We start from the raw sequence: 11,678 nt of genomic DNA, 5'->3' as shown, positions 1-11,678 counted from the left end.
GTCCCCCCTTACGCTTCGACCTCGACGGTCTCGTCTTCGATACCAAGTTCTTTTTTCAGCCAATCATAACCCTTCGCTTCAAGCTCTTCAGCCAACTTGGCATCTCCTGAACGGACGATACGCCCTTGCATCATGACGTGCACATGATCCGGAACAATATAGTTCAGCAAACGCTGATAGTGCGTGATGATCAAAAAGCCGATGTTGTCCGAGCGCAGTTGATTGACGCCATTGGCCACAATCTTCAGTGCGTCAATGTCCAGGCCGGAGTCAATCTCGTCCAAAATGGCGATCCGCGGCTCGAGCATGGACATCTGCAAAATTTCGTTGCGCTTCTTCTCGCCACCGGAAAAGCCTTCGTTTAGATAGCGCTCTGCAAACGACGCGTCAATATTTAAAGCCTTCATCTTTTCTTGAAGCTTCCGATGGAACTGGAGTACCGGCAATTCATTGCCCTCTCCGCGGCGCGCATTCAATGCTTGGCGAATAAAATTTGCATTCGAAACACCAGGCACTTCCGCTGGATACTGCATGGCCAAAAACAGACCTGCACGAGCCCTTTCATCCGTCGACATCGCGAGCACATCTTCGCCGTCGAGCACGACTTCGCCAGCCGTCACTTCATAGTGCGGATGCCCCATCAAAGATGATGCCAACGTGCTTTTGCCCGTTCCGTTTGGCCCCATAATCGCGTGGATTTCACCGCCGCGAATATGTAGATTCAGGCCCTTGAGAATCTCTTTGCCTTCGACACTGACATGCAGGTTCTGTACGCGAAAATCAGGCTTCCCCACCTAGACCAACCTCACTGTTCATCTATAGAATGATGCGCGAATGTTGACTGTAAAAGTCATCTTTCTCTCACAAGGGTAGCACAAAGGCGTGAAAATGCAAGGGAACACGAAAACTTCCCATGGAAAAGCCGGGCGGCAACAAGCCCCTACCGTCCGGCTTTTTGATCCTCCAAAACCAAACTTGCACAGAGTCAATCAAAACAGGTACTTAAAAACCAATTTGGCCTCTTCCGACATCATTTCCTTGTCCCAAGGCGGATCAAACGTCAATTCGACTTCCACCTGTTCAACACCTTCAAGAAGCGAGAGTTTCTCTATAATCTCTTCCTTGATATCGTCAAACAGTGGGCAACCCATTGTCGTCAATGTTACTGTCACCTTGATTTTTTTGCCGCCTTCCAGGATGTCGATGCCATATACCATGCCGAGATTGACAATATCAATCTGGATTTCCGGATCCAGAACATCCATTAACATGTTGCGAACAACTTCCTCAGTGACCATGCTGCCCCTCCTCTCGTCTTCCGTCGCCTCTAGAGCGCGACTTTACAGCAAACTATCGATTGGCGTGTACGAGAGCTGTAGAGCGTCTGCGACCGCCTGATATGTCACACGGCCCTTATACACATTCACGCCGCGCGCCAAGGCCGGGTCCATCCGCAAGGCGGCCTCTGTACCTGCGGCCAAGCGCAACGCGTACGGAGCCGTCGCATTCGTCAGGGCGAGCGTCGACGTCCGCGGTACCGCTCCCGGAATGTTGGCGACCGCATAATGCAACACACCATACTTTTCGAAGACCGGATTGCTATGCGTCGTGATGCGATCAATCGTCGCGATCGATCCGCCCTGGTCGATGGCGACGTCTACGACAACACCACCGCGATTCATCTGTTGCACCATTTCGTCTGTGACGATCTTTGGCGCCCGAGCACCGGGAATCAGCACTGCACCTACAAGTAAATCCGCACCCGCGATGTGTTCACGCAAATTGTAGGGGTTGGACATCACCGTGCGCACGCGCCCCGCGAACAAGTCATCCAACTCGCGCAAACGGGCCGGATTGTTGTCGAACAACGTCACGTCCGCACCCATCCCAACTGCTACGCGCGCCGCATTGGTGCCGACAATGCCACCACCGACGATCACGACGCGGGCAGGCGGTACCCCGGGCACACCGCCGAGCAATACGCCACGTCCGCCATGAGCCTTCTCCAGAAAATGCGCACCAATTTGAATCGACATCCGGCCGGCGACTTCCGACATCGGCGTGAGCAAAGGCAGCGAGCGATCCGCCAATTGAACCGTTTCGTAGGCGATAGCCGTGACACCGGCATCCATCAATGCCTTCGTCAACTCCGGTTCGGGCGCCAGGTGCAAGTACGTGAACAGCACCAAGTCGGACCGGAAGTATGCATATTCAACCGGTTGCGGTTCTTTCACCTTCATGATCATTTGCGAGGTCTTCCACACGGTCTCTGCGTCGGGTACTATCGTTACGCCCGCAGCTACATAATCCGCGTCTTCAAACCCACTGCCAAGGCCAGCTCCCGCCTCGATCCGAACATCGTGCCCGGCCGCCACGAGAGCATGTCCCGCAGCTGGCGTAATGGCAACGCGGTTTTCGTTGTCCTTGATTTCTTTCGGTATGCCAATAATCACGTGCGTTTCTCCCCTTGGCCGCGAACAGCCTGTACAACAAGCAGCCGAGCCTGATTCTCCTCGTCTTACGATCCCAGTGTACTGACCTCCATCGACAAACGCAACGAAGGTAGGCTTAGTCGTCCTGATCAGAGGTGGCGACCCGGCGCGATCGGACCCTGCGGTGGCGCGGTCGCGACGCTTCTGCCAACTCGTCCTGATGCTCGACAATCCACTCTTGGATGCGCTTGACGTCACTTGGGCCAATGCGCCAGTTGCGATCCTGAAACACAAACGATTCACCGGTCAGATCGTTTGCCAAGGCATCGACAGCCTGACGAATGTACGAGACCGGCACATGCAACATCTCCGCCAGCTCGGAGATCGAAAAACGCGTAGTCACAGAGAGTCACCTCAACTAGGACTGTACAAGCGGCGCTTCAACCGCCAAGACGTGTGGTGTGCGGCTGAAAAAGTCAGACTGATTGGTCGACAACACGCGAAAAGCGACCTGAATATGTTGACCCGGCTCAACGACCGAAGGCCAGCTTTCCCCTGGAATCTCAGGTGTCATGTGGAACAAGAAGCGAATGCTATCTGCCGCCAAAAAGCTCTCGTCGGCCTTCTTCGAAAACCAGATGACAGCGCGCGTTTGGCGCAAGTTAATCGGCACATTCGTAGAATTCCACAAGGTTGCATTCACCTGCACAGACTGCCAGTTGGCGCCCGGAACCGTCGGGCGCGGCGTCAACTGCACGTTGGTCACAGTGAGCGAGCTTTTCTGCCAAATGGTATCTGCCTGATTCGGCGCCACCGTGTGAGCTAAATAGAACACCAAGTGAGGCGTTTCCGCAAGTGCCGCTGAACCGTTGGCATGCGGCCCTGACGGGTGAAATCCCCACTCCACGGTCTGCCCAGGCATCATCGCCGCACTGGGTGCGTTGACGAATGTCAGCCAGTTTTCGGTACGCGTCCCTTGCGGCGTAAACGAAAGCACGCCAAATACTTGTGGTTCGAGTATCGGATGTTCCGATACATTTTTCAACGTCGCGATCACGCAAGAATTTTTCGGCTCCCCAGGCAGCGTTCCAATGTGGACATCGGTAATTGCAATCGGCGCTTTGGCGAGAGGGTATGCGGCGGCCGCAGTAGCGTGCATAAGCGTTTGCTGATGCGCTGGTTGTGCCTTTTTCGACATAGGTGCCGTCAAGGTGAACGTCAGCGCGATGGCAACGCATGCGGCAAGAGCGCCGACTGTGCCGAAAACTGCCCATTGCGGCCTGCGCGTTCTCCTGCTTGACTGTTGTGCCCTGACAGCGGCCAGAATGCTGTCCTTGAGCTCGGGACGAAACGGCACATCAGCGCGTCCCTTCATTCTTTCGCGCAACTCGTTGTCATCCTCGTTCATCGCCCTTCTCCCTCCCCTATGAGCGCCTTTTGTAACAGAAGGCGACCGCGGTGCAACCGGGTACGCACTGTTTGGTCCGTAATTCCAAGCACGGAAGCGATCTCGGCACTCGACAGGTCGTTTCCGTAGTACAGTTCGACGACTTCGCGGTACATCTCCGGCAAGCTACGTACCGCCCGCCAAACCTCGTCGCGCTCCAATCGCTGCTCGACGATGCGCGCCGTGTCATGAGTAACGGGTAGGCTCGTCAACAATTCGCCATCGTCCATCAATTCATGGCGAACGCTCCACGAACGCAACACGTCCTTGGCTCGATTTGCTGTAATGGCCAGCAACCACGTTTTGATGGAACTTTGCCCTTGAAAACTTGCACAATTCTGCCAAGCGCGCAAAAACACGTCCTGCGCGATGTCTTCCGCCTTGTGATAGTTGTGAACATAGGAATATGCAAGGCGAACAACGTCTTGACCGTATGCGTCCATCCACTGCTCGAGCAACGCCGCAGCGGGCAGTTCCGCCGAGCTCCGTTGACGCATCTTTCTCATGTTCATACCCCTTCAACGCCACTTCCCTACCTCATTTGACGAGGCAACGGTGCAGGATGTGACACGCGGTTGATTGTTCGGTAAAACGTGCTACACTTGCCAACAGACTCGACTATGATCGGAGGACGTTATGTACCCGCTTGCGCGTTTCCTTTTGTTTCGGCTGACAGCGGAACAGGCCCATCACCTTGTGCTCGACCAACTCGCCAAGCACCCTGCGCTTGCGAAGCTGGCCGCATCTCACTGGCTACCTTCGCCGCGCCTTGCTCAGGAAGTGCTGGGCCTTTCCTTCGCCCACCCGATTGGGCTTGCAGCAGGCCTGGACAAAGACGCCATTGCCGTGGACGGCCTGTTTCAATGCGGCTTTTCTTTTCTCGAAGTAGGAACGGTGACACCCCTGCCCCAACCCGGCAACGAAAAACCTAGGTTATTTCGTTTAAAATCAGACGAAGCGTTGATCAACCGCATGGGATTTAATAATCAGGGTGCAGCGAACCTTGCCAATCGCTTGCGTGCCAACCAAGTGCGGCGCGGTCCGATTGGCGTGAATATCGGCAAGAACAAAATCACGCCTAACGACGAGGCCATTTCCGATTACGTGAAAGCACTAAAGGCCGTCGCGGACGTCGCGGACTATATCGCCGTCAACATCAGTTCGCCAAATACCCCCGGATTGCGCGACTTACAAAGCGTTTCATTCTTGCTCGATTTGCTTGCGGCCATTGAGCCTGTCCGGGCAAGCCACAATCTGCCTGTCTTTGTGAAAATTTCACCCGATCTCGCCGATGAAAGCGTGATCGCGATTGGACAGGCCTTGGCCAGTTCGCCATATGCGTCAAACCTCGGCCTCATTGCCACAAACACCACTATCGAACGAACGGGCCTCAGGAGCAAGGAGCGGAGCGAAGGAGGCGGCCTCAGTGGCAAACCTCTTGCGGATCGCTCGACCGCCGTCGTTCGCTTGCTCGCTGGAGCTGTCGCACGAAAACTACCAATTATAGGTTGCGGCGGCGTTTTCACAGCCGCCGATGCCTACGCCAAGATTCGAGCTGGCGCCAGCCTTGTGCAAATTTACACCTCATTTATTTATCGCGGTCCGCAAGTCGTTCGGGAAATCGCAGAAGGACTGGACAAGTTGTTGGAGGCGGACGGCTTTCAGCACATTCAGGAGGCCATTGGTGCAGATCTTTGATTGTAGAGCAAGTGCAAGCCATAGGCCGCAGCGAAGCGCTGCGGCCAGAAAACATGTATGGCAGGCCCGAACCGATTAAAAGCCCACCGTGTGGTATCCTCCATCGACATGAATGACTTCCCCGGTGATGCCTTTGCTTAAATCGCTCACGAGAAACGCCGTTGCGTCGCCGACCTCTTCGGCGGTCACGTTGCGCTTAAGCGGCGAACGCTCTTCGACGGCGTGGAGAACGTCGTTAAAGCCGCGCACGCCTTTGGCCGCAAGTGTGCGAATGGGACCTGCGGAAATGGCGTTTACGCGAATGCCAAGAGGACCAAGATCCGCAGCCAGGTAACGCACCGCGGACTCGAGCGCCGCTTTGGCCACACCCATCACGTTATAGTTGGGAACTGCCCGCTCCGCCCCGAGGTAGCTCATCGTCACGATGCTGCTGCCTTCTTTAAGCAAGGGGCGGGCTGCGCGGCTGACCGCGACCAGCGAATACGCACTAGTGCTGTGCGCAAACCAAAAACCGTCGCGCGACGTCTGTACAAACTCGCCTTGCAAATCTTCAACGCGCGCATGCGCAATGGAGTGCACCAAGCCGTCGATGCGATCCGTGTAGCGCCCGATCTCGGTGAACGCCTGCTCGATGGACACATCGTCGTTGACATCGCATTGGACAATATGCGGCTCCATATCTGGGAACGCGTCGGCACACAGTTTTTGCAACTGTTCGCCAGCCCTTTCGCTACGATATGTAAATATCAGATGCGCGCCCAGGCGTCGCGCGGACTCCGCCACCGCCCAAGCAATGCTACGGCGATTGGCAACGCCCATGATCACGACTGTCTTTCCTGCCAACAAAGTCAAACGGATCTTCCTTTCACTACAAATCTTCCTCCATGTATACCATCTACGAGGACAACGGTAAACAGCCGAACACGGATTTTCTCGCTCGGCTCACTGGAAATTTGGAAATTGCCAAGCTTCTGCGCTACAATACTAGTGGATTTTGATCTGACTTTTAAGGAGGTTTGCGCAATGGCATATCAACTCCCACCTTTGCCGTACGCTTTCGATGCGCTTGAACCGCACATCGATGCTCTGACGATGGAGATCCACCATGACCGTCACCATGGTACGTATGTGACAAACGTCAACAAGGCTATCGAAGGTCACGCGGATCTGGAATCGAAAACGGTTGAGCAACTCATTAGCAATCTCGACGCTGTGCCAGAAGATATTCGCACGGCTGTCCGCAACAACGGCGGTGGCCATGCGAATCACAGCATGTTCTGGCAACTTCTTTCCCCCAATGGCGGCGGCGAACCAACCGGCAAACTCGGCGATGCCATCCGCCAAACGTTTGGCAGCTTTGACGCGTTCAAGCAACAGTTCGCGGCTGCAGCGGCTGGCCGTTTCGGCAGCGGTTGGGCTTGGTTGGTGGTCGACAATGGCAAATTGGCCATCATGAGCACAGCGAACCAGGACAACCCGCTCATGGAAGGCAAGAAGCCGGTTCTCGGCCTCGATGTTTGGGAGCATGCGTACTACCTCAAGTACCAAAACAAGCGCCCAGACTATATCGCTGCATTCTGGAACGTCGTCAACTGGGATCAAGCCAACAAGAATTACGAAGCCGCACTTTCTTAATTGCCTTGCCATATACATTGTGACAACAGCCACTGCCCTTAGCGGACAGTGGCTGTTGTTGCATAAACATGGACATTTGGTGGCTCATGGGACATTCGGAAACGGGAACACTATCTGCGGTATGGGGTTCGTAACCCTGGTCTTCAAAAGTCAGACAGTTCCCCCCGTAGGAGGATTCATCCATGAGCGTATTGACCATTCTTCGCAATGCACGCATTTTCGCTCCCAAGGAATTAGGCGTACAGGACATTTTGCTTGGCGATCGCCACATCCTCGCCATTGGCCGCGACATTTCGCTACATGGGAGCGTCGATGTCGACGTGATCGATCTCGATGGAAAATACGTCTTTCCTGGCCTTATCGATCAGCACGTGCACATGGCAGGAGGTGGCGGGGAAGGCGGGTTTCACTATCGCACGCCAGAGATTTCCCTCTCCCACTTGACCGTTGCCGGCGTAACCACGGCCGTAGGCGTCCTTGGCACCGACGGCGTGACTAGGAGTACGAAAGAACTTCTTGCGAAAGCGAATGGCCTTGATTTTGAGGGTATTACAACGTACATCTACTGTGGAGCCTATCAAGTTCCGACACGCACCATCACGGGCACACCCCGTTCAGACATCGTACTCATCGATAAAGTCGTAGGAGTCGGCGAGATCGCCATCTCGGACTCCAGATCGAGTCACCCTGACGAACACGAGATCGCTGAGTTGGTATCTGAGGCTCATGTCGGTGGCCTGCTTTCCGGCAAAGCTGGCGTCGTACATTTCCACCTGGGCGACGACAACGACCACCTGGATCTCCTGCACCGCGTTGCAAAGCGTACGCAACTGCCACGTACGGTCTTCGTTCCGACGCACCTCAACCGCAATCCCGGCCTTTTAGAGGCAGCCATCGAATGGGGCAAAGCTGGCGGCCTTTGCGACGTCACGTCGGGCATTCGTCCGGACGATCACGACCATATCTCCGTCAAGCCGTCGAAGGCCATTGTCAAGTTGCTCGATGCCGGTATTCACGAGGCCTATATCACGATGAGTTCGGACAGCAACGGCTCGTCCCCTATTTTCGATGAACAAGGACGACTTGTGGCGATGGGCATTGGTAGTGTGGCAACGCTCTGGGAAGAGACGGCGGACTTGATTCGCGAGGAAGGAATGCCGGTGGCGCAAGCCATTTCGTTCGTCACGCGCAACGTCGCACGCGTCCTCAAACTCCGCCATAAAGGGAAGATCCAGTCGGGTTGTGACGCGGATTTAATCATCTGCGATGACAAGTTGCAGATTGAGCGGGTGTTTGCAAAAGGAAAATCCGTCGTCGAGGACGGCAAACCAACGGTCTTTGGCACATTCGAAGACGCGTCGCGCGTACCTGGATCACCTGACTCGCGCAAGCAAGCGGGTACACGGGACGACCGGCGCGATCGCCCGATGATTGACCCATCTCGCGAAGACGATGACGCGTTCCCTGATCGCGATGAACGGCAACAGCAATCCCGTCGCCGCCATTACTGCTGCTGAGGCTCGCGCTCAGCCATGGTAGCGAATCATTTGTAAAACCTCTTCACGCATACGCACATCTTCCTCATAGCGACCGCGGGCGGCCAACGTCATGGTACGGCTGCCCGGTTTGCGTATACCGCGCATGTTCATGCACAGGTGTTCTGCATCGACGACGACCAACACGCCTTCGGCCTGTAACTCGGATACCAATACATCCGCAATCTCATTTGTCATCCGCTCTTGCACCTGTGGCCGTTTCGCGACGACGTCGACAAGGCGGGCCAGCTTCGATAGACCCGTCACGACGTTTGCATGCGGCAAATAAGCGACGTGTGCCGTTCCGAAAAACGGGAGAAGATGATGTTCGCACATCGAGTAGAACGGAATGTCCCGCACCAATACCATTTCTCCGTGTTCCACATGAAAGCGCGCACTCAACTCTTCTCTCGGATCCTGGTGCAACCCTGCGAAAATTTCCGCGTACATGCGTGCGACGCGGGCTGGCGTATCGATCAGGCCTTCCCGATCCGGATCTTCTCCGACCGCTTCCAAGATGGTGCGTACGGCCTGTTCGATGCGAGCCATATCGATCCTAGGCTTGTCCAACGCGAAAACCGCCTCCTGCTTGTCATTGGTGTCAACATGAGACGTTGCCACTACGTTACCTCCCTGTCCGATCCCTGCATCTGCGGCCGCAGCTTCGTCGAGGACATGCCGAACGGCCGCAGCTTCGTTACGATTAGACTGGCGAACAGTCTACACCACTGTCCGGAAATTGAACAGTGTTATACAATCCGCCCCACAGCTTAACCTGTGCGATATAGGAAGCTGCCGGACAACTTGCGTAATATGCAATGTAGCCTTTAATATTCGCTCCCGACACCTCCGGCTTATTGCCAGCGATTGGCGCAATTGCAATAAATGCCGGAAGATCCAGCTTGGCGAGTTGATAGGTCGAATACTGCCACTGGTTGGCATAGAATGCGGCCTGCAATTCGCTATTGACGCTGTGGACACCCGCCGCAAAACCATTGATGAACGATTGAAAATCGGCGGCCGTTGTCGCAGGACTATTGTATCCTTCCGGATCCAAAATCACAAAGTTAGGTCGTCGCGAACCTGGATATTTTGCGATTTGCTGCGCAGCGTACACGCCGCCATCGTACCCTGCCTGATAGTACGTCGTGCCGGATTGCGGCCAACTCACCGTCCAAAACGACAACCACCACGCATTTGAAGCGGATGCCTCTAAAGCCTTCGCGACAAGCACATCCGGCTCGTTTGCCACGACGTGTGTATAGGGACTTGCCTGCGTGCCCAGGGCTGCCGTCACCGCGATGCCTGGCCACGCCTGTTGCAAGGCGGTCATGACTTCGGCTTCCGTCGTAAACGACGCATAAACCCCCACCGATGGAGCCGTCACCTTGGAGGTAGGGTCAACGGACGTCGTCTTCACAGAAACCGTTGCAACGCTCGGCGAGGCCCCCCGCACGCAGACGCTCTGTGGCACCTCTTGCTGCGGCATCGCCTTGTAACCGCGCGGAAACGTGCCGTGAACCGCGTAGTATGCCAACATAACCGCGAGCGTCAGACTGTCAAGACTTGTATAACCAGCCGCATTCACCACGTAGTTAGCCCGCGCCTCGGCAATGCCCCGGCCGCTTGGTTCAAGTTCAAACGGCGTGTGCCCCCCGGCCATGGCCGCCGGGTTCGACCAATCACAAGGATTATAGTAAAGAGAATAAAGAGCAGCCCCTCCTACCGCAATGACCAAGGTCGAGGCGTTGGCTGCCATCTTCCATGCCGTTTGAAAGTTGCCCGTGCAGTTCGCATACGGAATGCCCGCAATGTCTGCGGCCGCATAGCACTTCACTAAATCCCCTGTCGTTGCGGCATATAGGTAAACGTGACTCGCGCTCACTGTCATGACGCAATCCCCTCTCCCACTTGCGTTGGATATACACCCACTCGTCCGCGCTGCATTTTGCATTTCTTATCGATATGCACACACTTCGCTCCATTCTATGCGGCAGGGGTGTGGGCTTGTGGCTTGTCATAAAGAGGTGATGAACAATGCATTTGGTTAGTCTCGGCGACTCCATCACATATGGCGAAGGCGCATCGACTCCATCCCGCGCGTACCCCAGCGTGTTGACGGCACTGCTTCAATCACATCTCCGATCGCGCTCGTGTTGCGACGCCATTCTCGCAGAACCAGGTTGGACAAGTACAGATTTGCTCTCTGCACTCGGTGCCGCAGGTAACCTGCCACTGACCCATGCCCGCGCGGTCACGGTTTGGATTGGTGGAGACGATCTCGCACAAGCGGCCTTGACCACGTTGGCAAGCGGTCGCAAATCGTTGCCCATCGCTCCGCTCGTCTTGCGTTACAAACGGAATTTGACAGACATTGTGCGCTTCGCACGGGCGGATAGGAGGCACGTCGTGATCGTCTGCACACAATACAACCCCTTTCCAAACAGTCCATTGGCGGGCGAGGCGGTTGCCACTTTGAATGAAGCCATCCGCTCTGTCACGGCCGCGACCGGAGCTACGCTCGCGCCGGTTGCGGACTGGTTTGCCGGCCGCCAAAGCGAATTGATTCGCAACTACCGCACAGGCACGATCGCGGATGCCCTGCGGGGCCCCGCCCCGGTTCACCCGAACGACAGGGGGCATCGAGTGGTGGCAGAGGGCCTTTATCGCATGCTGGCACCAATCGTTGCGCACTGACATAGGCTAGGGCGCACTGCCCTTTCCACAGTCGGAGGTGAACGCCGCTTGCTGTCATTCGCCTTGGCCGCTGCTCTGATGCGAGACATCGTGCTCGCCACCGGATTTGTCAACCAATCGTTTCCGCAACCGCTCAGTAAAGACGATGAACAGAAATATTTCGACTTATGGCGCAAACACGGCGACAAGCGGGCACATGACCTGCTTGTCGAACACAATTTGCGCCTGGTTGCA

13 protein-coding genes are annotated in these 11,678 nt (G+C 55.6%); 4 read left to right on the top strand and 9 right to left on the bottom strand.

The window, feature by feature from the left end; genetic code table 11:
* Positions 1-8 precede the first annotated feature (8 nt).
* From sufC to QMF38_RS00335, 6 genes are all read right to left on the bottom strand, one after another.
* On the bottom strand, positions 9-794 hold the full coding sequence (sufC, locus tag QMF38_RS00360; protein WP_058094143.1) for a Fe-S cluster assembly ATPase SufC: 786 nt from the start codon (positions 792-794) through the stop codon (positions 9-11).
* Between the two features lie 195 nt (positions 795-989).
* On the bottom strand, positions 990-1,298 hold the full coding sequence (locus tag QMF38_RS00355) for a metal-sulfur cluster assembly factor (protein ID WP_006447383.1): 309 nt from the start codon (positions 1,296-1,298) through the stop codon (positions 990-992).
* A 42-nt stretch (positions 1,299-1,340) separates the two neighbouring features.
* Positions 1,341-2,453, bottom strand: a complete 1,113-nt coding sequence (ald, locus tag QMF38_RS00350) for an alanine dehydrogenase (protein ID WP_281758227.1) — start codon at positions 2,451-2,453, stop codon at positions 1,341-1,343.
* Between the two features lie 115 nt (positions 2,454-2,568).
* Positions 2,569-2,835, bottom strand: coding sequence for a hypothetical protein (locus tag QMF38_RS00345; protein ID WP_058094146.1), 267 nt, complete (start codon positions 2,833-2,835; stop codon positions 2,569-2,571).
* A 15-nt stretch (positions 2,836-2,850) separates the two neighbouring features.
* Positions 2,851-3,840, bottom strand: coding sequence for a hypothetical protein (locus QMF38_RS00340; RefSeq protein ID WP_281758225.1), 990 nt, complete (start codon positions 3,838-3,840; stop codon positions 2,851-2,853).
* Positions 3,837-4,385 carry a sigma-70 family RNA polymerase sigma factor gene (locus QMF38_RS00335; protein ID WP_281758223.1) on the bottom strand — a complete coding sequence of 183 codons (549 nt, stop codon included), beginning with the start codon at positions 4,383-4,385 and terminating at the stop codon, positions 3,837-3,839. Before QMF38_RS00335 ends, QMF38_RS00340 begins: the two co-directional genes overlap by 4 nt.
* Before the next feature lie 130 nt (positions 4,386-4,515).
* Between QMF38_RS00335 and QMF38_RS00330 the strand changes: the two genes are divergently transcribed.
* The gene (locus QMF38_RS00330; protein WP_281758221.1) at positions 4,516-5,577 is read left to right on the top strand and encodes a quinone-dependent dihydroorotate dehydrogenase; all 1,062 of its coding nucleotides are present in this window, start codon (positions 4,516-4,518) and stop codon (positions 5,575-5,577) included.
* A 75-nt stretch (positions 5,578-5,652) separates the two neighbouring features.
* Here the strand turns inward: QMF38_RS00330 and fabI are convergent, their stop codons facing one another.
* Entirely contained in the window at positions 5,653-6,429 is a 777-nt protein-coding gene (gene fabI, locus QMF38_RS00325; protein ID WP_281758219.1) for an enoyl-ACP reductase FabI, read from the bottom strand.
* A 171-nt stretch (positions 6,430-6,600) separates the two neighbouring features.
* Between fabI and QMF38_RS00320 the strand changes: the two genes are divergently transcribed.
* Together QMF38_RS00320 and iadA are read left to right on the top strand one after the other, a co-directional pair.
* A complete protein-coding gene (locus QMF38_RS00320) occupies positions 6,601-7,212 on the top strand; it encodes a superoxide dismutase (RefSeq protein ID WP_006447391.1) in 612 nt (203 codons plus the stop codon).
* A gap of 182 nt (positions 7,213-7,394) precedes the next feature.
* Positions 7,395-8,729 carry a beta-aspartyl-peptidase gene (iadA, locus tag QMF38_RS00315; RefSeq protein ID WP_281758216.1) on the top strand — a complete coding sequence of 445 codons (1,335 nt, stop codon included), beginning with the start codon at positions 7,395-7,397 and terminating at the stop codon, positions 8,727-8,729.
* A gap of 9 nt (positions 8,730-8,738) precedes the next feature.
* Here iadA and folE read toward each other — a convergent pair whose 3' ends face one another.
* The gene (folE, locus tag QMF38_RS00310) at positions 8,739-9,296 is read right to left on the bottom strand and encodes a GTP cyclohydrolase I FolE (RefSeq protein WP_218129480.1); all 558 of its coding nucleotides are present in this window, start codon (positions 9,294-9,296) and stop codon (positions 8,739-8,741) included.
* 154 nt (positions 9,297-9,450) lie between these two features.
* A complete protein-coding gene (locus QMF38_RS00305; protein ID WP_058094151.1) occupies positions 9,451-10,638 on the bottom strand; it encodes a hypothetical protein in 1,188 nt (395 codons plus the stop codon).
* 146 nt (positions 10,639-10,784) lie between these two features.
* On the opposite strand from QMF38_RS00305, the gene QMF38_RS00300 reads away from it, so the two are divergent.
* Entirely contained in the window at positions 10,785-11,444 is a 660-nt protein-coding gene (locus QMF38_RS00300) for an SGNH/GDSL hydrolase family protein (protein WP_281758214.1), read from the top strand.
* The last annotated feature ends 234 nt before the right edge of the window (positions 11,445-11,678 follow it).

The organism is Alicyclobacillus hesperidum subsp. aegles (assembly GCF_027923525.1).
Classification (GTDB): Bacteria; Bacillota; Bacilli; order Alicyclobacillales; family Alicyclobacillaceae; genus Alicyclobacillus; species Alicyclobacillus aegles.
The sequence above is the reverse complement of the archived record's forward strand: the minus strand, read 5'-3'. Positions and strand labels throughout refer to the sequence as shown.

What these genes read in the sequence shown, in the direction of transcription:
- QMF38_RS00355 (WP_006447383.1), bottom strand. Translation starts at nt 1,298, where the DNA reads ATGGTCACTGAGGAAGTTGTTCGCAACATGTTAATGGATGTTCTGGAT.
- QMF38_RS00340 (WP_281758225.1), bottom strand. Translation starts at nt 3,840, where the DNA reads ATGAACGAGGATGACAACGAGTTGCGCGAAAGAATGAAGGGACGCGCT.
- QMF38_RS00335 (WP_281758223.1), bottom strand. Translation starts at nt 4,385, where the DNA reads ATGAGAAAGATGCGTCAACGGAGCTCGGCGGAACTGCCCGCTGCGGCG.
- QMF38_RS00330 (WP_281758221.1), top strand. Translation starts at nt 4,516, where the DNA reads ATGTACCCGCTTGCGCGTTTCCTTTTGTTTCGGCTGACAGCGGAACAG.
- QMF38_RS00320 (WP_006447391.1), top strand. Translation starts at nt 6,601, where the DNA reads ATGGCATATCAACTCCCACCTTTGCCGTACGCTTTCGATGCGCTTGAA.
- iadA (WP_281758216.1), top strand. Translation starts at nt 7,395, where the DNA reads ATGAGCGTATTGACCATTCTTCGCAATGCACGCATTTTCGCTCCCAAG.
- folE (WP_218129480.1), bottom strand. Translation starts at nt 9,296, where the DNA reads ATGGCTCGCATCGAACAGGCCGTACGCACCATCTTGGAAGCGGTCGGA.
- QMF38_RS00305 (WP_058094151.1), bottom strand. Translation starts at nt 10,638, where the DNA reads ATGACAGTGAGCGCGAGTCACGTTTACCTATATGCCGCAACGACAGGG.
- QMF38_RS00300 (WP_281758214.1), top strand. Translation starts at nt 10,785, where the DNA reads ATGCATTTGGTTAGTCTCGGCGACTCCATCACATATGGCGAAGGCGCA.